The organism is Spirosoma harenae (assembly GCF_054776975.1).
In genome coordinates, this window is record NZ_BAAHBD010000031.1 from 149,965 (window position 1) to 172,587 (window position 22,623).

Here is a 22,623-nt window from a genome sequence, read left to right on the forward strand (position 1 = left end):
TGGGGTGAGGTAAACTTTACAACAATCGATACACTTTCAGAAAGTTAATCAGCTGCGTTGTATCACTCATTCCCATCTTTCGGATCATTTTCTGGCGATGCGTATTAACCGTATTAGGTGTGATAAATAGCTGCCCGGCAACCTGTTCGCTTGTCAGATTCTGGCTCAGTAGTTTCAGGATTTCAATCTCTCGTGTGCTCAGAAGCGCAATCGGCTGGCATTGCCCTGCACGATCAACCTCGAAAAACCTGTGCTCTGATCCGTCGGTCAGATGAAGGTGCTGTTTTTCAGCAGGTTTCACATACGTAATATCGGACACAAGTGCTAAAAAGAAGAGAATATTGCCCTGTGCATCCATTTTGAGCACGATACTTTCTTGGCAAATTCGCGAAACAGTGCCATCTTGCCGGGTCAGTCTGTAATCAAAAATGGCACGAAACGTTTTTAATTTCTCTGGCGACAGGGCAGCAGCATACTCGTTAATAAGCCGGGTCATCGACTCGAGCCCCACCTGATCGTTGGGCGGAATTCTGGAGATCAAAGCCTCTACACCTTCTTCAAAGAAAAGCTCTTTAGGCCAACCGCAAACTCGCTCTACATCGCCTAGAATGAGTGGATAACGCATGGAAATGACGTCTTTAACAGCCAGCGCGGAGCCCTGCAAAAGTAGAGTTTGATTCAACAACGGATTCTGATTGAGCATCTCACTGATCAGACTAATATCCGCAGACGATACGCCGGTATTCCAGGCTTTTTTATACGAGGAGAAACTAAAGGGAGTAGCTTGGGTAGCGCTCATAGGGGTAGTATCAGGTTGAAATGCGTATAATTGAGATCAAGAGCCTATTAAATAATTCGATACACTTTCAGGAAATTCAATAAGGCTTCCGTATCACTCATGCCCATTTTGCGAATCATCTTTTGACGGTGCGTATTTACAGTTTGGGGGCTGATAAATAGTTTATCCGCGATTTGCTCACTGGTCATCTTTTGATTTAGCAATTGCGCAATTTGTAATTCGCGTTTGGTCAGCATTTCCAGTTTCGTACACGCATTCGTAGCATTATCGATCGCATAAAGCTGTTTTACAGAACCATTAATGAATGCCAAATGCTGATAGCCGTCTTTTTTCAGATGCGAAATGTCAGACGCCAGGGCCAGGAAATAAAGAATTCGACCTTCCTCGTCTGATTTCAGAATAAGACTCTCCTGCCCTATCCGCACCTGAATGCCATCGCTCCGGGTCATTTTATAATCGAAAAGAATTCGCAATTGCTGTTGCTCTGACCGGCTGAGTGTTTCTACGTAGTCATTAATATGCTGTGAAATCACGGCAAAACCCAGTTGATCGGCCGACAGAAATTTCGATACGTAAAACGCCACTCCCCCGTCAAAGTATTCTTCCTTTGTCCAACCCAGCAAATTTTCCAGATTACCCCAAATGCCAACATACTGAAAAGTACTAATGTCCAGAATAGCTAAAGCAGTGCCCTGGAGTAGCAATGTTTCATGAAGCAGGGGATTATTCTGGACTAAAGCCTCTATTTCAGTAATATCCGGTTTGAGTAAATCGGAACGCCATATTTTTCTAATTAGGGAAAAAGGATACATGGATTCGCTCATAATGATGTGGAATTACTCATTTGCAGCCCTAAAAATACTGAATGATCAGTATTGAAAGTATAGCCTGATGGTTAGTTAATTTGTAAGATTAACGGCAGCCAACAAGTTATCGATTTGGGTAAAAATACCCCTTTCAAGGTATAGGACTACGCTGTAGAACTACTGAAATTTGACCTGGGGAAGCGGAGTAAACAAACTACCTGATGGCAAATTTTCAAACATACATAATCAGTATTCTATCCACACCGTAACAGGGTTTTCGCTAACGACTCTCCTCTCAACACCCATGAGAAGGCATTGAGATCGTTGCGAAAATCCTTTTTGTTTACTCCAATCTACTTTTGGGCTATGAAACGTACCGTACTGTACTTACTGATCGTACTAATTCCTACAATTACTCATGGCCAGGAGATTTTCAATTACGGAAAAGCATTAACTACTAACCGCACGTTGAATGCGTATATCCAAACGATAAATCGCACTACGGGAGACGTAGCGTTTACTGGCGGTGACAGCAGAGGCCCCACTACACCAAATCTTACATTTACCTGGATTTGGGGAGATGGTACAACCACTAACGGATTCTTTCCCCAAACTAAAAAATACGCCGATGTAACGAAAAATTATGTAGCGAAGGTGGTATCGAATTACTCGAACACGGAAAAGGATACAGTTGAAGTACCCGTGACATTTACAAAATTACAGATCACCCCTACACCGCTTGATCCAAATTTACAGGTTTATATTCCGACGAATTCCATTACCCTCAGCGACGCATATCATTCGGAAAAGTTAAAACCCTTTCCGGATTCGCTCTTTACTACGTTCACCCGATCTGATCTTGAGTACATTCTTTCGGTTGCTGCCACCATTCAATATGACTTTGCCAATTCTGATGTGCTGAAGCGTAATGGAACATTCAAACAGTATGTTCTTCGGGATGCCAGTTTTCCGGGAGGCTATTCGCTCTACGCGACAGTACCAATAGCCTATGCACTGGGCGACGCTGTTGTCAAACAATCGCCCAACTTTATGGTAATCACCCATGAACAAGGGCACAATGTTACGCTGAATGCCCCCGCTAATTACACGACTGACCGAATGTCGGGAGGGAGTGGTTATGCTATTCACGCGGAATCCATGGCCAATATTTTCTCTTATGCCACAGGTTACGAATTAATCAACAATGCCCAGCAATATGGCCTGAGCAACGAGGTTGTTTCATTGCTGAAACCAAGCTATAGTTTTGGTGTGACTGACCTTCGGCGGAGCTTCAATCAATACATCGAAGAAGGCAAACCATTTAACTCCTGGGATAACCCAGCAACGGCGAACGTCGAAATATCTGGCGCTGTATCCGTTGTTTCGTACAAATACATTGACTACGCAGATAAGCAAAAGCTCGGTTTTCGGATCCCAACGAAACGGCTAATGCAGTTTTTTCAACGATGCAACTCCGAATGGGAACGTCGCTACGACAGAACTACCGATAGTCCAGCCGGAAATTCATTCCGGGCGACATTGATGGTAGCAGCCCTATCGCATGCTTTTCAGAAGGACCTGCGAGCCGATTTTCGAGACTTAAACTTCCCGATAAACGACATCGACTGGGCTTTTCTGAACCCGGCCTTACTCGATGTTTCGACGAATATCCTCAGCCTGTCGGCTATAGCTAGTAGTACCACTTCGTTTAGTGTTACGTCGACGGCTACCAGTTGGTCTGCCACCAGTTCGCAATCCTGGCTAACACCCAGCGTGAATAGCGGATCGGGAAATCTGGTTGTAACGGTATCTGCTGCGGCCAATACATCGATCACATCCCGAACAGCAGTAATTACTATCACCGCTGCAGGATTCGTAGACAGAACGGTAACCGTTGTACAAGCAAGTGCAGCGCCCAGTCTCGCAACCTCAACACAAAGTTTATCACTCGCTGCAACTCCTGCCGGGTCATCATCGGTTAGCATTTCCTCCAACACAAGTTGGTCTGTCGTCAGCTCACAGACTTGGCTCACCCCCAACATAACAACAGGCACTGGCAGTCAGGTATTGAGTATTTCGGCAACGGCCAATCCATCAGCAGCTCCCCGCACGGCTACACTGACCATATCTGCCAATGGAGTGAGTAGTCAAGTCGTGACGATTACGCAGGCAGGGGCACCCGCAACATTAACCACGTCTGTAGCCAGCTTGACAATAGACGCTACTGGGAGTACACCTGCCGTTAACATCACCTCCAATACCAGTTGGTCAGTAAGTAGCTCACAGTCCTGGCTGACAGCGTCGCCTACATCGGGAACAGGCAATCAGGCGCTAACTCTAACCATAGCTGCCAATACAGTTGTCGATTCACGCAGTGCAACAATAACGGTGTCGGCGAATGGCGTTTCGAATCAGATCGTTTCAATCACCCAGAAAGGTATCGTACTGACTGCCTTAGCCAATCCGCTGGAAGAGTCTTTACGAATTTACCCTAACCCGGTAATCGATAAACTTCACATCGAAGGCTTGCCTATCAATTCGACTATTTTACTCTACGATCCATTTGGGCGATTAGTGAATCAGGCTCGAAATACAGGTGCGACCCATTGGCTCTCGACCGTTACGATGCCAACCGGTGTGTATTATTTACAGGTACAAAGTGGCCAGAAATCCGCTGGAAGACAGGTGGTAAAGATTCCCTAATATTATCCTACTAAAATTAACGTAAACATTTAGATAAATCATTAATTTACAGCAACTTATTGAATACCAAAGAAAAGCAAGTCACGGCAATTTCCGTTAAGAAATCTGTGCTCGCTTTATTAATCATAGACCTTTTAATTTTCATTCGTTCACTAAACCAATTACCATCATGAAAGTACTTCACTGCAAAGAAGTGGGCTTCGATTGCCCTGGCGTTATCAAAGCCGAAACCGAATCCGAAGTGCTGCAATTAGCGGCTCAACATGCTCTGGAAGCCCATCAGGTTTCTGTTACACCAGAAATGGCCGAGCAAATCAAACCCTTAATCCACGAAGAATAAGTAGCCGACCTTATGAAAAAACAAGCCCTATTTCTAATTCTGTTGTGGACCCTTTTAGGCTATACAGCTACCTATGCTCAATCACCTCCGAAAAAGATGAAATTCCTGATTCATATTACCTGCGGTCCCGAAAACCCGACCAAGGCTGCTCTGGCCTTCTTAGTCGCTAAAACGGCCTTAGACGAAGGGCATACCGTTTCGTTGTTTCTGGCAGGCGATTCAGTTCCCTTACTTAAAGACGCTGAGATGGATAAAGTCGTTGGGCTGGGAACAGGCAAACTCCGTGATCATTACGAAGCTATTGTAAAAGCAGGTGGTCGATTCTACTTGTCGGGTATGTCGTCTAAAGCTCGCGGCCTTACGGAGGCTGACATTGCCGGAAAGCCAGCCGAGTTTGCCATGCCAACTGTACTGGTGAAGCTAGCCGCTGATAGCGACCGGATGTTTACCTACTGATATGAAAACCAACTCACGCCGTTCGTTTCTACAGCAGAGTACGGCTTGCGCACTTTCGCCATTTCTGATTACGGACTTTCCAGGAACCGCTCAGGACGACGAGTTTTCACTGAAAGAAGTCAAACTCTTACAGGACATGACGGACTCTCAGTATAAATCGTTGTGGGGTAACCTGAAAGGTATTACGGAAAAAGAGGCCGACTGGAAACCAAATCCTGAATCCAATTCGGCCCGTTGGGTGGTCGGCCATTTATGCTGGTTTGAGGAGTGGATGGCGGATGCGATCGAAAATAAAGGTCGCTACCTGACGGATAAAAATCCCATGTCGGTTAAGGAGCCTACGATAGAGGCTATGCGAGCGCGTTTCGACGCAGCCCGTACCCGGTCGATAGCCGTTGTGAAAGCCCTGACGCCCGAAATGCTATCGAAGAAAGTCATTTTCGTAGGCCGTGTTCCGGTAACTATTTTCAATTTGTTACAAACGCAAACGACGCACTTGTCTGGGCACCGGTTCCAGATTCGCTATATCCGGGGAACATACAGCCGGGTTTTCCACATCACCAACAAAGCGGACTTCGACCCGTGGTAATACACATTAATTTCACCTACTATTCCGTCAACTCCTAATCATGAAAGCACTTTTAGCAACTACCTGTTTTCTGCTTACTGCCTTAACGGCCTATCCTCAGTTATTTAATAAAGCTGAAATAGAGTCTGTTGATCGTCAGTACGAAACCGCTCTTAAGTCCGGCAATCTAACGGCGCTTTTCCAGATCATAGCGAGCGACTGTCTGTTTTATGGCACCGACCCAACCGACCGATGGACAGCATCAGACTTTCGAAAGGTTGTCGAACAGAATGCCGCTCGAAAAACACTTAATCTGACGACAATTTCCCGTGATATTATGCCACTATCGGGAGGTAAGGCGGCAGTCGTGACCAAACAAATCAATTGGCCTATTTTTAAAACCCCCTTGAGCGAAGTTATTGTATACGAGAAGTCAAACGGCTGGAAGATGAAATCCTGGCATTTAAGTGTGTTACTGCCAGACAAACAAAGGCTAAAGTTGAATCAAATGCTGGCGAAATGAAAGAGGTTTTATCCGGTCTTTTTTGGGTGATGCTGTTTACTGTCAGTATCTCTTTTGGGCAGGTCAAACCCTATACAGCCTCGTTCGTCGGAAAGATGGGGCCTGATACTGTGTTTGTTGAAACCTATAGTGTCATCAATAATCATCTGTACGGGAAAGTGTTATTCCGGATGTTTGAAAATCACATCGGTGTGTTCAACATTCATTTTCACCCAAACGGCTCGATTCGGGAATTTAATATGATGGCGATGGACCCGATGAATAGTTCACTGCCGTATCAGGCTACTGTAGCCTGGCGATTTCCCTATAACCGTACTATGGTTTGCGAAAATAATGAATGTACCGTTTATGTTTCCAGAAGGGATAGTCTGCAGGAACTCGTTGTCAAACAAACAGTTGGTAGTATGGATTTCTATGGCGGCTCCAATCCATTATTTTCCCTGATGGAGTGGAACTGTATGCGGTTAGCGAAATCAGGCAAACAAACGCTCGGGCCACTTACTACAACCAATACCAGTGCGGTCAGTAACATCAGTGTTCGTTATACCGGGCAGAATACCATGGTTTTTGGTGGGCCTTTCATCGAATACACTAAAATTAATACAGATGATGAAGGTAGAATCATCAGTACAGATGGTACGGGTTCTGCGTATAATTTTCTGGTAACGAAACACCCACCTATCGACATCGACCAGATCGCGAAACGAATGGCGAAAGCGCCGGTTATCGGAAATCCTTCGCCCAGAGACACCTTAAACGTAACTATCCAGAAAAGCCCAATTAGCGTTGATTACAGCCGACCGCACAGGCGAGGACGAAAAATATTCGGGGCTGTCGTTCCCTACGATTCAGTATGGCGGACGGGTGCCAACAACGCCACCGTGTTAACCCTTCCCCGGAAAATGCAGATTGGAAAAACGGTGATCCCCGCCGGGAAATATAGCCTGTATACAATTCCGAGCCATCAGGGCTGGCGGCTGATTTTCAATACCAATACGACAAGATGGCCGACTGATCCAGATCGAACGAAGGATTTTGCCGAAGTCCCGCTTCTGGTAAAAACGCTGCCGACTCCCAAAGATCTGTTTACCATTGAGATTCAGGAGACAAAAGCAGGCGGTGTATTAAAAATTCTTTGGGACGACCTGGAAGCTTACACCGATTTTATGCTGCTACCCTAGCAACAGCCCATTATACGTTACCACTGATTTATCAGAATCACCGTTCAATCAAGGATTTGAATCTTGCATTGAACGGTGATTTAGTTTGCAGTCAACAACAAATCAACCAATTAGTTTATGCTTCGCTTACTCACCTTTATTACACTTATCGCTGTTTCAGGAACAGCTTTTCGCCCCGCTCACTCCAGCTACTTCGATAGCCTTACCGGCACCTGGAAACGAACTGCCATGACACTAACGGAAAGTACCGGCAAAACAACCGATATGCAGCAAATGATGAATCAGAACATGCCTTGCACAAAAGACATGACCTACACCTTCAGCGCGGATGGTAGCATGAAAACCAATGTACCGGATGCTTGTGGGGCGCTCAAGAAAACCATCGAATCCATGAATGCGTCTGGTCACTGGAACATGAGTGGAAAAAAAGTCGTTGTTACCACTACAATGAAAGATATTCCACCCGCTACATACGAGGTTAATCAGCAGGGGAACACCATGACCTGGGTTTTCAATTATGCCGACAACCCTAAAATGCCAAACCCCACCAAAGCTAAAACCATGACGATTGTGTATACACGCGTGTAAAATCAGCCCTTGATTCGTAGGTACATGGCTATCAGTAGACTTTAGCTATCCATCTCTTACTAGCTAAATCTTTTATCTAATCACGAAAATCCGCATACGTTTCTCGTGATTTATAAACCTACCGTAACTCTAAACTCTCTCATGAATCAATCAGGCTTACCCTCCACGGTCAAACCAATTCGTACCATTCTCCTGGCGGGTCTGGCAACCGGCATGCTGGATGCCCTTGCCGCCATGCTCATGACAATAATTCGGGGTGGCAAAGACCCACTCATTGTATGGAAGTATGTAGCCAGCGGTGCGTTTGGAAAAGAAGCGTTAGCTGGTGGGACAGACATGGTTATCTGGGGGCTGGCTTTTCATTTTCTGATCGCATTAACATTTGCAGCCTTATTTTTCCTCATTTACCCGCTGCTACGTCGATTCATCGACAATACCGTTATAATGGGGCTACTATACGGTATACCCGTTTGGGTTATTATGAACCTTGCGGTAATTCCCTTAAGTAAAATCGGCGCGACACCTTCCTTCGATCTGTCTAAAGTTGCGATTGGGATGGGTATCCTAATGGTCTGCATCGGGCTGCCCAACGCGCTCATTGTTGGCAAACAGTTTGGCGATCGGTAAGCCCCGAGATTGTCTAGGTCAAAAGTAATTACCTCAGTTTGGCTCATTATCAGGAGACCAAACTGAGGTAGAGACATCAGAAAATTAAGTTTCTATTCTAACATCAATGTCGGAATAACTTTACCTGTTGTCGTTGGGTTAATGTACTTACCTGTAATACCAACATTCCAGTAGAAATATCTAATGGTATACTCACTCGCTCAATCGACCCAACCCGACTGAGCTGTTTTTCACTGATTATCTGACCTTGAAGGTTTATTAATTGAACAATCACTGGCTGTTGTTCAACTCCACTGATTTCTATGTTTACCACCCTATTTAGGACAGGATTGCCCAGTACTTTTACCTGTAAATCAGTACTTTTTTCTTGTATGCCTGTTCGGCCACTACCATCACAAACAGCTAACCAGTAATAGGGGTAATTAGTCACATTAGTACCTTGCTGGGCCTGAAGACGAATTATTGGATTATCAATGTAAAGATCTAAAATATAAGGCCCCGAAGCATTTGTAGGCGGTAGTTCATTAGCCACTGAGAACGAAATTGGGTCGCTGGTTTGACCTACGTATTTGGGCGTAAATGTAAGTCGACGCTTATTGGGTTCTATTATTTCACAACGTATAGTCGTAACACCTACAATCCGAAAATTGCTTCCTGCACCGCAAGCTGCCAGCCAGTCATAGACATATGTTGCTCGAGATGTGCCCTGTTGAGCTTTCAGGATAATGGTAGGATTATCAATATACATATTTAACGTATAGGGACCTGGGTCAGTGGTAGGTAGTAATTCATTAACCACTGAAAACGAGATAGGATCGCTGGTCTGTCCGGCATACTGGGGTGTAAACCTAAGTTGCCGCAGACCGACTGACACTGTTTGGCACGTAACATCTGTGACACCTGTAATGGTAAAACTAGTGGGTGTCGGGCCTGCTGTTACACTCAACGAAAAAGCAGTAGACGTAACGCTGTTACAAGTTCCTGTCACGATAGCATAGTAGGTACCCATAGCGGCAGGCTGTACATTCGTCAGGCTCAACGTTGCCGTATTTTGTCCTGGTACTATAGTATTTCCGTCTTTATACCACTGATAGGAGGAAACAGCGCCAGTAGCTGAAACACTAGCCGTAACCATAGCTCCTGCGGCTACTGTGGAATTCGTTGCAGGCTGACTAGTTATGCCAATAACTGCACTCGAAGAACATTGAAACTCATACGCCCCCATATCAATGCGTCCGCCAACGAAGCGTGGATTACCTGCCAAATCAGTCGTTCCGCTAGTAGCCGTTGTGCTGGTAGGATCACCGGCATCAATGGCCGGTGAATTAGGAGTTAGCTGGGTGGTGTTGGCTGACAGAAAAGGCGAAGTATTCGTGATTAGGTTGTCAGTACTCACATCATAATCTGTTACTGTTTGTTCCAATAAACTATTCTGGATACTGATAAATGAAGTTATATGATCATTACGGAACGTTCTATTTCCTCCATTGCCAAACAAAACACAGTTATAAAAACGCGCAACACTGCGGCTAAAACTCGTAGAAACAACAGAAACGACTGCCCCACTTGGAGCAGAGTTTCCTTGAAAGGAACAGTTGATCAGAGGAACTTCAGTTGATGCATTTCCACTAGCAATATAGATAGCTCCTCCAGTATTGGACACGAAAGAGCAGTTTAACAGTCTAAGCGAATGGCCAGCCGAGTTGCTGGTGCCAATAAACATTCCTCCTCCTCCACTAGCTGAATTACTCTCGAAAGAACAATTAACGATTTTGGCGGAATACATCCCCCCCAGTGCTGGAAATATTTGATTACCATTAATAAATGCGGCTCCTCCCAGACTCGAAGCCGCATTAGCTGTAAATAAACAATTTATTATCTGAATATTACTTCGCTCACTAAAAAGCCCACCACCCTGATTATTGGCTTCCTCATTTGCATTACCTCTGGTAATAACAAAGCCATCCAATACTGTGATATTTTTCACGTCCTGACAGCTTACTACGTGATAGCTATTATCGGCATTTGTACGTTCATCGCCAATATTACCCGACAGTGTTGAGCTTGATGGACGACTAATAGGGCGTTCACTTGGTGTGTTTTCACTACCAGCAAACCCTCCATAGACAATTACATTATCCTTCAGGGTAAAGCTAATAGTTCTTGCGGTAGTACTAGTAGGTTTATATAATCCTGCCGCTACCCATACCTGACCACCAGTAGCCGTCAGGGAATTGATAGCTCCCTGCAAATCGGCAGTTGCATTGCTCCAACTGCTTCCGTCCCCACTACCGTTAGTACTGGGTTTTACATAGCGAATGGTTTGCGCCTGGCTGCTGAAACTGAAAAGCAAACCAAGAAAAAAAAAGAATATTCTGGTCGAGCGAATTTTGTCGACCGGTAACGCTGAGTAAATAATTTGCTTCATAGATCAAGGATTAATTATCAGAAAGATAATGATTTACAATTGCACTTAAATCAGATAATATTACCCCTGATACAAATTAGAAACTATCCGTAAGATACGCTTTTGTAGAAAACTACTCAATAACGGCACCTTTGTTGAACGCTCGATTCAACGAGGTTTACAATCGTTTGGTCTGCAGAAGTATAAATATCGAAAGGCATCCTTCGGCTTGTATACACCCCAACCCGATGAGATCAGCCATGTTCATACGCATTACCCTGACCGGGTTGATTCTGTGCGTAACTCTGTCATTACAGGCACAAACCCGTTCGCTTACGATCACCAAACGCTATTTGAATCTACCTGTGGCTCAGTCCCAAGCCAGGGGAACTATGCAGTTTGGTGTACAGGGCAAACCAGAACGTTCGTTCAAGATTCGCTTAGCTGCTGATAAACCCGATTATTGGGTGTTTTGCGACATGTCTGCGTTGCAAGGAAAAACCATTACTATTGGCTATGATGGCAATTCTGAGGGAATAAGTAAAATTTATCAGGATGATAAAATTGCCGGTCAGGATTCGCTCTATCAGGAAACGAATCGGCCACAATACCACTTTTCCACTCGTCGGGGCTGGATTAATGATCCGAATGGTATGATCTTTTATGAGGGCGAATACCATCTTTTTTACCAGCACAATCCCTATGAGCGAGAATGGGAGAATATGTCCTGGGGCCATGCCGTCAGCAAGGATATGATTCATTGGCAGGAATTACCCACCGCCTTATCGCCCGATAGCCTAGGAACCATGTTTTCCGGTTCAACTGTGATGGACTACGAAAATACGGCTGGTTTTAATCAGGGGAACAAGCCCGCAATGGTCGCTATTTATACCGTTGATAATCCGGAAAAAGAAATCCAGTGCATGGCCTACAGTCTGGACCGAGGACGCACCTGGACAAAATATGCTAAAAACCCACTGATTGATTCGAAAGCCAAATGGAACAGCAAGGATACACGTGATCCGAGGGTATTTTGGTATAAACCGGGACGTCATTGGGTAATGGTGCTAAACGAGCGTGATGGACACTCGATCTATACCTCAAAAAACCTGCGCGAGTGGGCGTATGAAAGCCATTTGACCGGTTTTTGGGAATGCCCCGATCTATTCGAACTACCCATTGATGGCGATAAAAGCAAGACAAAATGGGTCATGTATGGCGCATCCACCACGTATATGATCGGCTCCTTCGATGGAAAGACGTTTACCCCCGAATCCGGTAAACACTATTATACGACGGGCTCCATCTATGCGGCCCAAACGTTTACCAATATGCCCGACACCGATCCTCGGCGCATTCAAATTGGCTGGGGTCGAATTCAGCAGCCCGGTATGCCTTTTAATAATATGATGTTGCTCCCTACTGAACTTCAGCTTCGTACCACCAAAAACGGTGTACGTTTGGTTAGTAGGCCGGTTAACGAAACAGAGCAGTTGTTTACACCGGTTCAGCAATGGTCTTCACTGAGCATGACAGAAGCCAATGAGAAATTGAAATCAGTTAATCAATTAGAGCGGTTCCGACTTCAGACAACCCTTAAACTGTCGCATGCGACTAACGCGGGGCTCTCTCTGATGGGCCAGCGAATACTCAATTACGATCTGAATAGCAACCTGTTAAATGGCGTTTTCTATTCACCAGAAAACATGACCAGTATGGAAATCACAGCTGATATTTATGTGGATCGTACCTCGATCGAAGTATTTATCGATGGTGGTGCTTACTCATATTCTCTTGAACGAAAGGCTATTCCGACTTCCAAAGAAGGGCTTCAATTCTGGGGCAATCGAATCGACATCAAGGAACTAAAGCTGTATACTGCCCGGTCAATCTGGAAAGAATGACCCAAAGAGAACAGTATTTTTTGTCATGCAGACGAAGGAAGCATGACAAAAGTGCTTCATGCATAATTTTATACAGGTTTATAGAAAACAGTTACCGTTATGAAGATCGTACTCGTCTTTATTATCTTGATTATCTCTTTGGAAAGTGCTTTGGCACAAGCCCAGAAAGAAAGCACTTCCGAAACGGTAAAGGCAAACGAGCAACTCAACCTCGAAAACGTTAAACAAGTCTGGATGCTGACGTACTTTCGGCAGCGTTACCCAACACGCATTGAGATTGATGCGAAGGGAAATACCGTCGAAGTTCCCCTACCCGATCCCATGCTGATCAATAAGCTGCACATCGCCCTTTCTATAGATGGCCGCCATTGGACGCCTTTAAATGACAATAAACCTGTATGGGATCACCATGTTCGTGATCCTTACGTTCGTCGAGGGCCGGATGGACTTTGGCGAATCCTGTCAACTGGGGGTGGAAAAGGACTTGATCGCGACAAAGTAGGGCCAAGTTGTCTTTATATTACCTCCAAAGACTTGATTCACTGGCAGGTTGAAGGCTCTCTGCCCTTGATGAAAGATGTACGGAATGATTCAGGTGCCCTAGCCAGAAATATTTGGGCACCTGAATGGTTCTACGACAACAAAACCAGTGAGTATGTCTTATTCTGGTCGTCGTCCTTTAAAGATGCAGGTTGGAAAGAAAGTCGGCTCTGGTCCTGCCGGACGCGTGACTGGAAAACATTTACACCGGCCAAGGTATTTTTCGCTCCTCCCTACTCCGTAATCGATGGGACCTTGCAGGAATACAAAGGCACGTATTATCTATTCCATAAAGAAGAGGAATTTGGGGCCAAAACCGGCGAAAGACGATCCATTCGAGTTGCCACTTCGAAAAACCTTGAGGGGCCATACAACGTAATTGATGGCCCCTTGAATAAGGGACAAATTGTGCCGGTCATCACCGAAGGGCCAACCGTCACAAAAGATCCCGTTAAACCAGGCTGGTTATTGCTGTATGATTATTGCATGACGAACCGTTTTGGCGCTTCTTACTCGCCCGACTTGATCCACTGGACTGTTGAAGAGGATGTAAATTTCCCCTCTGAAGCCCGACATGGCTGTGCTTCCATCATAACGACCGAAGAAGCTAAGGCGTTAATTAACAGCTATCCAATCAAAAAATAAAGTCGGTTATCAGTAGCTCTTATTCTCTACTGATTAGTATTTTGAATAATGGTCTATGTAGATTTTACTGACTTTTCCCGTTTGAAAATGTACCTGGATCTGATCCATTTGGTCGGCACCCGTTTTATACCCGAAATACCACTGGGGAGATTGATTCATGCCCGGATCGTAGCCTGTCGACAGGTTCTTTGTCAATAAAGAAATACGGTCAAATTTACGGCTATAGGCGCTTATACTTCGAATGACAGCCAGCTTGTCGTACAAAGAAGAAATTGAGTCTCCGGTTCGCACAGCATAGATTGCACTACTTTGTTCGGGCCATTGGCTTAGTTTCTTACCGCTGTTCAGATACATAGTCTTAACCGACTGCCCTTCGATAGTTATCTGTACGCCTGAATCTGTGCCTGTCTTCTCGTCGAGCAGAATGTACTGATAAAGCGGAATACGCTCTTTAAGGACAGAAAGATCCGCATAAATATTACTGACGACATTCATACTGCCAACCCCCTTCGTCGATTGAAGAGCTTGAATTTTAGGGTAAACCGAGGCTGCCTCTTCGTGGATGGTTATGCCTAAATAACTACCTGCCAGGAGACTATCCCGGACAATCTTGTAGGGTATAGGGTCTGGGCCAGCCGTCGTAGGATCTACTGACCATTCAGGCTGGCATCCAGCGAGGGCTGAGATTAAACATAGGAATCCGATAAAATTTGTCTTCACAGCTTTGTCAGTTGATTTAGCTGAATAGACCGAATCCGTGCGTATTGGGTTGTAAGACGTGAAAAATAATTTACCTAAAAAAGCACGTTTTCTACCGGCTGAATCCGTTCTGGCAGATCCGATTCGCCCAGCATATCTTTCAAATCCAGTTCGATAGTCCGGACGATACTTTGAATCGGTACGTCGTTGATTAATCCTTCAAATGGATTTTCACTATAGTCGCCTGTGTACTCCATCAGCGAAAATACCCAGGATACCACCAGGTTAAAGGGAAGCATCAGCCAGATAAGCTCTGGACCATTCTCGGCAAATTCCTTCAGCATGCCAAACGGAAGAAGAAACGTAAAAATGAAAATAAAGATGGCGCTAGATGTGGCATATTGGCGCGGTAAAGGCGTGTTCTTTATCCGTTCGCTTCGGCCTTGTTCAGTATAGAGTTCGTTAATAATATTTTGTAAGGCAATGTGCTCAAAGTCAGTCAATAAACCCCGTCTTTTGAGGTCTGCCAAATGTTGAGATTGCCGATCAAGCAGTTGAGTGGCTTTATTTTTTTTCGTATTTATCCAGGCTAGTTCTTCGCTGCTAAGGCACTTGGCGGCTTCTTCATCAAAAGAGGAAAAATCAATTCGTCGCTTAAAATAATTGCGCTGCCGAACACTATCTATCTGCTGATGCTCCCAGGCGGTTCGTTGCCACATAGCGTGTTTTAAGGCATAAAGCCATGCCAAATGACGATAAACCAGTGTGCGGATTTCCGTATTCACTTCGTCCTGAGTGGCCGTCGGTGCGGTATCCCGATTAATAAAGGCTCGAGTAGCTGCTCCAAACGACCGGCTAGTATTAACAATGCCACCCCATATTTTCCGGGCCTCCCAGCTACGATCATAAGACTGGTTGTTCTTAAAACCTACGTAAAAGGCTACCGCCGTACCGATGAGCGAAACGGGCAACCAGGGAACAGCAACCCATTTCCAACCCAAATATTCGTAAGAGAGCAAAGCAATGAGGCCTGTGAACAGCGACCAAAGTATCAACCTCCAGCTGATAAAATAGATGATTCTAAAATTAAAATAGTGCTTAACGTACATCTTGTTGATTAGTCGATAAGTGAAGGAATTTTATACTATTTCGAATTTCTTCTTAGTCGATTATACTTGATTTTTACAAACATATATGATAGCGTCAGGTTTGTAAAACCAGTAAATAACATCAATCCGAAATTTTCCTACAACGAACAGTCTGGTTGTGCTCTATAATCCTTCCCAAATGACTTTTGAATAGCTGTTCCAGGCCCCATTTAGCCAGCCTTCCCAGGATGTTGAGTGGCAACTATCTTCTTGATATAGCTATTAATCTGTCAGATTATTTTTAGTCATATATTGCTGTAATTTTTGTTTAATTCCCTCGTCGTTTATTTGCGAATCGCTTAGAAACCTGTAAGCCATTTTTGAAATAAACCTATTCTCACTATCAAGTAAATTCGCAATGTTGCTTTTTATTGTGGAATCAAGAATTATTTGCTTTTTCATTAATTTAAAAATCTTCTGTATTACTAATGGATTTTCTTTCGATAAATTCGAGATTAGAATATAAATTGATTCCGACGATATAGGCTCATAAGTACCAAGTCTGTCAAGTAACATTTGCTTAGTTCCAAAATCGGATTGAGCAAATAATTTTGAGAATGTTTGCTGAACTACTCCAGCATCAATGCCAGGTTCAATCCGAGTAATTGCTCTATAATGCAGTTCTTTTTTGAAATAATTTCTCTCTTTGCCCGTCATAAAAGCAAAGAGAGAAATGCATATTACTATACCTGGTATAAATTGGTTCAACTTTTTCATGAGCAGCCGAAAAAGGACATTAAGCACGTGTCATTTGGGCCGTCAACTCTCTCTGTGGCAGATACGCACCATTGGCACGGAGGGTTTCAACTAATAGTCTGGTATCTAGCGTATTCGTGGCCTGTCCGGTTTTAATCGCCTGTGCGGCAGCCGTTCCCGCTGCCTGCCCTAAAATATAGCACCCCGGCTGATCTCGAACTGACCTTCCCTACGCCGGAGTTTCCGATGAGCCAGCACATACATTTTATACCAGTATCGATCATATAACTCCCTGAAAGCCTGCTCGTCATCGTTTCGGAGCCGGGCCAGCAATTCGTTATCAGAAAGCGATTGCAGGAGCATTTTACAGAAGATTTATAGACAAAGTTGTAATAAACCTCCGAATACTTCAATGTTCTCCGCTTTTTAATTTTGTGGATTAATGTATCTTATTACAACCAACTCAAGGTCCGACAGGACGCCAACAGCAGGCTTAGATCGGTCACATAAAACAATACCCCAGCCAATAGGCCAGGGTTGTCGACAATCTCTTGAACTTAAACTCTTATAGGTTCGAATTAATCAATAAAACAAAACCCGACTCCAATAGGGAACGGGCTGTTCATTATTAACTCAATGTTTGTAATTAGGTTGATGAAGTGTAATAAGCAGGTTCGAGTATCTCATCATAGGTAAAGTCAAGTTACGGAGGGCACTCATTTTTTAGTTTCAGTTCAAGTTACAGGCGGTATTCTCTTCTAAGTTCAGTTCAAGTTACGAGACACTCTTCTCAAAATCGGTCAAGTTACAGGGGTACTTTTTTCAGTTCAGTTCAAGTTACAGTCGGTACGCTTCCTTTTGAATTCAGTTCAAGTTACGATAGGTACTCTCTTTCAAGTTTAGTTCAAGTTACGATTGGTATTCTGCTTCCAGCTTAGTTCAAGTTACGGCTTCTGTGAAATCTCTCGAGCGATTCAGTGAGCCAAAATTAGCGGGTTCAGCCGCGATAGCCATTGCGAAAACCGTTCAACTAATTATGATTTACCATTAATCACTAATTATCTATTAATCAATCACTTAAAAAAATATGAAAAGTCAATTTTTAGATATTGTTACGCAGATTTTCGTTTTTGTTGCCAGACATTTCACATAGTTACTTGCAAGACAGAAAACCCTAACCAGTGATGGCAGGGGCTTCTGTTGCTGCACAGTATGTAATGTCAGTTCTTCAATTTTTGCCAACGGAGAGAAAAGGAGAGCAGCCGTTACTCCCAATCAGAAATGAGCTGGTCGTGATGACCCGGAAAGTCGACAGAAAAACCGTCGAGTGGATATCATTATCCCAAAAGTCAGCTAGTCTGTGTGAGTCATAAATCGTATAAGCTACACTAAAAGGTCAGCTCACGAATCCTGTCCATATACGATCGACTTACCCGAACGACATCCCCATTTTGCAGAATGACGTCGTAGCTTGATGGGTATTTCTGAATTTCACGTACATAGTTCAGGTTGATAATATCCGAGCGATGAACACGTAAAAAATGCTGCGGATTCAGTCGGGACTCCAGCGCACTGATACCATAATTACTTAGGTGCTTCCCCCGATCGGTCACCAGCGTAGCATAATCGCCCTCAGCTTCGATGCGCAGAATATCCGCTACGGCCACCGTCACCAGGCGATTACCTGTCTGCACCAGAATCTTTTCCGGATATGCCGCAGTCATACTGAGTAAACTTTCGGCCAGGGGCTGAATTTTTTGCAGGTTAGCCGTCCGTGAATCCGTTACCCGCTGGATGGCCTGTGCGAATCGCTCCCGCGTATAAGGCTTCAGCAGATAATCGACCGCATGGACTTCAAAGGCTTGCAAAGCATATTGATCGTAAGCTGTAGAAAAGATAACCTGAGGAATTTCATCTAGATGCTTGAGCACATCAAAACCCGACAAACCCGGCATCTGTACATCCAGAAAAATCAGGTCTGGACTAAACTCGTTGATCAGCCGAACCGCATCGACCCCATTATTGGCTTCACCCACCACAATCAACGCTGGATAAGCGGCTAAATATTGCTGAATGAGCGTCCGTCCAGCAGCCTCGTCATCAATGATGATCACTTTCTGCATAACGTCTTAGATCCTCAAAAGGGGTTAATAAGGCTTCGGAATGGGTCAAAACAGGTTCTTTTCTAATAGCGGGCAGTTCAAAGCTGACACACACCCCCTGCGGATGATTGTCGCCAATAAGTAACTCCTGCCCATACGTTTTAGCCAGCCGAAGTCGAGTATTAGCCAGGCCCACTCCCAGACCACTATTGGACGAATGAGTCAGGCCAATACCTGTATCTACGATTGTTACCCGCAGATTCGACTCCCGACGGACAATGGCAATGTACACCTCTCCTCCCTCAATCAGCGGAGCTATGCCGTGGCGCACAGAGTTTTCGACCAACGGTTGCAGAAGCATGGGCGGAATCAGATAGTCCAACACATCATCGGGAATAGCAAACTGAATCCGCAACCGATCTCCAAATCGAGCTTTTTCCAGGTCCAGGTATTTACGAACAAACGCGATTTCGTCCCGTACAAGCACCAAATCGGTCTTGGAAGCCTGTAACTGATAGCGAAATAAATCGGCCAGTTCAGCCAGTAGTTCACGAGTACGCTCCTGAGCCGGTGGAACCGATGCACTGATGGTATTAAATACATTGTACAGAAAATGAGGATTGAGCTGAGCTTTCAGGGCCGACAGTTCACTTTGCAGAGCCAACTGCCGTAATTCAGCTTCCAGCATTCGCTGCTGCTGGAGGTCACGGTAATAGGTATAGGCATGAAAAACACCAAACTGAACCATATAAAAAAGCGAGCTAATGTACGTATCCCAGATTTGCCCATCTCCCCGTAGCCGACCAATTCGGAAATGATCCGAAATAGCATAATACAGGGTTTGCCAGAGGAGAATCGACAGGGGAAGCAGCACCAGATGCAGTCCCAGACGCGGAAGCAGCGATAAATGACGCAATCGCACGAATAGCAGATACCAGACGGGAGCGGCAATAATCAGTTTGAGCCCATAATCGAGTAGAATACGGGGCATTTCGCCCAGAAAATCAGCCATCAACCCATGTTTTGACCAAATGCGTCCGCTAATAATAATGGTTCCGTCGTATAGCAAAGCCGACAAAGTATACATTCCCAGCACCAGTACAAGCTGGCGGTAGGTAATTCCCCAGAAAGCCGTTCGATTCCAGTTCATACGATCAAATCTATCCAGGCTAGATTAGTTTTCCTGTTTTTTTCCGACGAATGACCAAATACGTCGCCCAGTGAATAAAGTATGCCGTTGGGCGGCCAATCTAGTACTTCATCGATTGCGGCTGGCTGGTGGCTTGGCCAGCGGGTAGCTTTGACACATCAATCCATCAAAGCTATGAAAAAGCTCTTCTGTTTTTATTGCCTGATCCTTTCGACGTCGGTGGTAGCTCAAAACGCGGACCTCAGGGGTACGATTACCACCACAACAGGTCAGGGAATTCCATTTGTCACAGTGATGCTAAAGCTAGCCACTGATTCATCGCTAGTGAAAGCCGCAGTGGCCGATGTCGGCGGATCGTTTGCCTTCACGAACCTACGTTCGGCAACCTATCGCCTGGACGTGTCGGGAGTGGGCTATTCCGCTTTAACAGTGCCAGGCATTACCGTAAATGAGGGCCAGACAGTTCATTTACCAGCAATTGCGCTCACCCAGGCCGCTACATCATTGACCGAAGTACAAGTCAAAGCCACAAAACCGCTGGTAGATGTACAGACCGATAAGATCGTACTCAATGTCGAAGGCAGTTTAACGTCGGCTGGTAATTCGGCTCTTGAGTTGTTGCAGAAAGCACCGGGTGTTCAAATCGACCAGACAGATAACATCATCTTACAAGGGAAAAATGGGGTTCGGGTTTTTATTGATGGCAAACCTTCTCCGCTAACGCTGGCAGATCTGGCAGCTTATCTACGTACCCTCCAGGCGTCAGCCATTGACGCTGTTGAGATCATTACCCAACCTTCCGCCCGCTTTGATGCCCAGGGCAATGCAGGTATTATCAATATCCGATTGAAAAAGAACCAAAATTTTGGCACCAATGGAAGCGCTATGCTGGGATTTGCTCAGGGAGCCTATTATCCTAAATACAATGGCTCGCTGTCGATGAATCATCGGACTCAGAAAATGAATTTGTTTGCGACCTATACCCAGCGTAATGCCCGCGACTGGGGATATATCAATCTGTATCGCCAGCAGAATGGACAGTTTTTTGACCAGCATGGTGAAACCACCTCACAAACGGTAGGAAATACTGCTCGATTAGGGACCGATTGGTTTGTTAACAAGCGTAGTACACTCGGTATTCTGCTGGATGGCACGCTCAATCAGGGAACCTATAATACGTTAGGCCGTACCCCCATCGGTACACTTGGGAAAGCCCCAAACAGCCTGTTAATTGCGGATAATCAAAGTCAAAGCGACCGGGCAAATGGCAATGCTAACCTAAATTACCGATTTGTCGATACAGTCGGTCATGAGTTAACGGTTGATGCCGATTTGGGCCGCTTCCGTTCGACGAGCGATAATTCGCAACCTAATCGGTACGTCGATCCGATGACGAACGAATTGCTCTCGGAACGAAACTATCACATGAACACGCGAACCAATATTAGCTTGCGAACCTTAAAAGCGGATTATACCCAGCGACTCTGGGCCGGAAAATTGAGTATGGGTTTCAAGCTATCGAACGTGCAGACTGACAATCGTTTTTTATTCTTTGATGTGCTCAGCGGGCAACGTCTGTTGAATAACGATCGCAGCAATCAGTTCATCTATTCGGAAACGATTTATGCAGGATACGGCACATTTGAAAAAAGCCTAGGCAAATGGAAAGGACAGTTTGGTGTTCGCATCGAACAAACTCACTCCGACGGCCAACTTACCAGTGCCACCCAACAAGCCGACTCGCATGTATCGCGCCAATACCTAAACGCTTTCCCGAGCGCCGGACTGACGTACAAATTGAATGCGAACAGTACACTCTCAACTACCTATAGCCGCCGAATTGACCGACCCACCTATCAGAGTCTGAACCCATTCGAATCGAAACTCGATGAACTGTCGTATCAGAAGGGGAACGCGTTTTTGCGTCCGCAATACACCAATACGATTCAGGTATCGCATTCATATCGCTATAAATTGACCACGTCACTCAGCTATAGCGACACGCAGGATTTTTTCACTCAACTAACCGATACGACTGAAGGCAATCGAAATTACATTACCACGCGTAATCTGGCCAGTCAGCGGGTTATATCGCTGAACGTGAGCTACCCACTGAGTATCGCCAAATGGTGGAATGCATTTCTGAACGTAGGCGCCTACCGTTCTACGAACCGGGCAAATTTTGGAGAGGGTAAAGTCATTGGGCTATCCGCCAATGTAATAAGCCTATACATGCAGCATACTATCACTTTACCGGGTTCCTGGCGACTGGAAATGTCTGGTTTTTATACATCCCCGTCGGTGTGGGGCGGCACCTTCCTGAATCGACGATACTGGGGCAGTAGTCTTGGCTTACAACGGAAAGTACTCCATGAACGCGGCAGTTTGGTATTGACCATATCGGACCCATTTAATAGCCAGCAGTGGCGAGGTGTCAGTCAGTTTGGCGGGTTGTATATGGATGCCAGTGGTGGTTATGAGAGCCGTCAGGTGCGGATCAACTTCAGTTATACCTTTGGTAGTAATCAGGTGAAAGGAGCCCGCCAGCGAAAAACTGGCCTCGACGAGGAAAACAAGCGCCTTTAATCCGTTCCTGAATTAATAGATTACGAGCCTACTCCCATACATAAGGGGTAGGCTTTTATCGGTATAGGGGCAATCCGCTTATTTTAACAGGTTGTCCTAAATGAGATAGGATTTGTCTCAAACGAGATAAGCAGAACAACAAATGATGTTCTACT

General features: G+C 45.1%; 21 protein-coding genes. 11 read left to right on the forward strand and 10 right to left on the reverse strand.

Translation table 11 applies throughout. From position 1 onward, the window contains the following. Window positions 1-16: 16 nt before the first annotated feature. Together ACYVE4_RS28345 and ACYVE4_RS28350 are read right to left on the reverse strand one after the other, a co-directional pair. Complete coding sequence (locus ACYVE4_RS28345; protein WP_461043783.1) at window positions 17-799, reverse strand: helix-turn-helix transcriptional regulator; 783 nt, start codon at window positions 797-799, stop codon at window positions 17-19. 47 nt (window positions 800-846) lie between these two features. Next, entirely contained in the window at window positions 847-1,623 is a 777-nt protein-coding gene (locus ACYVE4_RS28350) for a helix-turn-helix transcriptional regulator (protein WP_461043784.1), read from the reverse strand. Window positions 1,624-1,971: 348 nt separating this feature from the next. Between ACYVE4_RS28350 and ACYVE4_RS28355 the strand changes: the two genes are divergently transcribed. The 8 genes from ACYVE4_RS28355 (at window position 1,972) to ACYVE4_RS28390 (ending at window position 8,591) form a co-directional block, all read left to right on the forward strand. After that, complete coding sequence (locus ACYVE4_RS28355; protein ID WP_461043785.1) at window positions 1,972-4,308, forward strand: BACON domain-containing protein; 2,337 nt, start codon at window positions 1,972-1,974, stop codon at window positions 4,306-4,308. 169 nt (window positions 4,309-4,477) lie between these two features. Next, a complete protein-coding gene (locus ACYVE4_RS28360) occupies window positions 4,478-4,648 on the forward strand; it encodes a DUF1059 domain-containing protein (protein WP_461043786.1) in 171 nt (56 codons plus the stop codon). 12 nt (window positions 4,649-4,660) lie between these two features. Continuing rightward, complete coding sequence (locus ACYVE4_RS28365; RefSeq protein ID WP_461043787.1) at window positions 4,661-5,104, forward strand: DsrE family protein; 444 nt, start codon at window positions 4,661-4,663, stop codon at window positions 5,102-5,104. Between the two features lies 1 nt (window position 5,105). Continuing rightward, window positions 5,106-5,693 carry a DinB family protein gene (locus ACYVE4_RS28370; RefSeq protein WP_461043788.1) on the forward strand — a complete coding sequence of 196 codons (588 nt, stop codon included), beginning with the start codon at window positions 5,106-5,108 and terminating at the stop codon, window positions 5,691-5,693. Between the two features lie 40 nt (window positions 5,694-5,733). Then, entirely contained in the window at window positions 5,734-6,195 is a 462-nt protein-coding gene (locus ACYVE4_RS28375) for a nuclear transport factor 2 family protein (protein ID WP_461043789.1), read from the forward strand. Further along, window positions 6,192-7,376 carry a DUF2911 domain-containing protein gene (locus ACYVE4_RS28380; RefSeq protein WP_461043790.1) on the forward strand — a complete coding sequence of 395 codons (1,185 nt, stop codon included), beginning with the start codon at window positions 6,192-6,194 and terminating at the stop codon, window positions 7,374-7,376. The genes ACYVE4_RS28375 and ACYVE4_RS28380 overlap by 4 nt, the downstream gene beginning before the upstream one ends. Window positions 7,377-7,493: 117 nt before the next feature. Beyond that, complete coding sequence (locus ACYVE4_RS28385) at window positions 7,494-7,964, forward strand: lipocalin-like domain-containing protein (RefSeq protein WP_461043791.1); 471 nt, start codon at window positions 7,494-7,496, stop codon at window positions 7,962-7,964. 141 nt (window positions 7,965-8,105) lie between these two features. Continuing rightward, window positions 8,106-8,591: a hypothetical protein gene (locus tag ACYVE4_RS28390; RefSeq protein WP_461043792.1), complete on the forward strand. Its 486-nt coding sequence runs from the start codon at window positions 8,106-8,108 to the stop codon at window positions 8,589-8,591. Between the two features lie 103 nt (window positions 8,592-8,694). On the opposite strand, the gene ACYVE4_RS28395 is transcribed toward ACYVE4_RS28390, so the two are convergent. Further along, window positions 8,695-11,019: a choice-of-anchor Q domain-containing protein gene (locus ACYVE4_RS28395; protein ID WP_461043793.1), complete on the reverse strand. Its 2,325-nt coding sequence runs from the start codon at window positions 11,017-11,019 to the stop codon at window positions 8,695-8,697. 239 nt (window positions 11,020-11,258) lie between these two features. Here ACYVE4_RS28395 and ACYVE4_RS28400 point away from each other — a divergent pair, with 239 nt between their 5' ends. Together ACYVE4_RS28400 and ACYVE4_RS28405 are read left to right on the forward strand one after the other, a co-directional pair. Continuing rightward, window positions 11,259-12,902 (forward strand): 2,6-beta-D-fructofuranosidase, encoded by a 1,644-nt coding sequence (locus ACYVE4_RS28400; RefSeq protein ID WP_461043794.1) that lies wholly within the window; start codon window positions 11,259-11,261, stop codon window positions 12,900-12,902. A 99-nt stretch (window positions 12,903-13,001) separates the two neighbouring features. Then, the gene (locus ACYVE4_RS28405) at window positions 13,002-14,087 is read left to right on the forward strand and encodes a glycoside hydrolase family 43 protein (RefSeq protein ID WP_461043795.1); all 1,086 of its coding nucleotides are present in this window, start codon (window positions 13,002-13,004) and stop codon (window positions 14,085-14,087) included. A gap of 33 nt (window positions 14,088-14,120) precedes the next feature. On the opposite strand, the gene ACYVE4_RS28410 is transcribed toward ACYVE4_RS28405, so the two are convergent. From ACYVE4_RS28410 to ACYVE4_RS28440, 7 genes are all read right to left on the reverse strand, one after another. Then, window positions 14,121-14,807 carry a hypothetical protein gene (locus tag ACYVE4_RS28410; RefSeq protein WP_461043796.1) on the reverse strand — a complete coding sequence of 229 codons (687 nt, stop codon included), beginning with the start codon at window positions 14,805-14,807 and terminating at the stop codon, window positions 14,121-14,123. A gap of 74 nt (window positions 14,808-14,881) precedes the next feature. Beyond that, entirely contained in the window at window positions 14,882-15,895 is a 1,014-nt protein-coding gene (locus ACYVE4_RS28415) for a bestrophin family protein (protein WP_461043797.1), read from the reverse strand. A gap of 261 nt (window positions 15,896-16,156) precedes the next feature. After that, on the reverse strand, window positions 16,157-16,651 hold the full coding sequence (locus ACYVE4_RS28420) for a hypothetical protein (RefSeq protein WP_461043798.1): 495 nt from the start codon (window positions 16,649-16,651) through the stop codon (window positions 16,157-16,159). A 19-nt stretch (window positions 16,652-16,670) separates the two neighbouring features. Further along, a complete protein-coding gene (locus ACYVE4_RS28425; protein ID WP_461044011.1) occupies window positions 16,671-16,826 on the reverse strand; it encodes a hypothetical protein in 156 nt (51 codons plus the stop codon). Further along, window positions 16,820-16,993 (reverse strand): hypothetical protein, encoded by a 174-nt coding sequence (locus tag ACYVE4_RS28430; RefSeq protein ID WP_461043799.1) that lies wholly within the window; start codon window positions 16,991-16,993, stop codon window positions 16,820-16,822. The genes ACYVE4_RS28425 and ACYVE4_RS28430 overlap by 7 nt, the downstream gene beginning before the upstream one ends. 1,025 nt (window positions 16,994-18,018) lie before the next feature. Continuing rightward, window positions 18,019-18,753, reverse strand: a complete 735-nt coding sequence (locus ACYVE4_RS28435) for a LytR/AlgR family response regulator transcription factor (protein WP_461043800.1) — start codon at window positions 18,751-18,753, stop codon at window positions 18,019-18,021. Next, a complete protein-coding gene (locus ACYVE4_RS28440) occupies window positions 18,731-19,882 on the reverse strand; it encodes a sensor histidine kinase (protein ID WP_461043801.1) in 1,152 nt (383 codons plus the stop codon). Before ACYVE4_RS28440 ends, ACYVE4_RS28435 begins: the two co-directional genes overlap by 23 nt. A gap of 174 nt (window positions 19,883-20,056) precedes the next feature. Here ACYVE4_RS28440 and ACYVE4_RS28445 point away from each other — a divergent pair, with 174 nt between their 5' ends. Further along, entirely contained in the window at window positions 20,057-22,468 is a 2,412-nt protein-coding gene (locus tag ACYVE4_RS28445) for an outer membrane beta-barrel protein (protein ID WP_461043802.1), read from the forward strand. Window positions 22,469-22,623 lie beyond the last annotated feature (155 nt).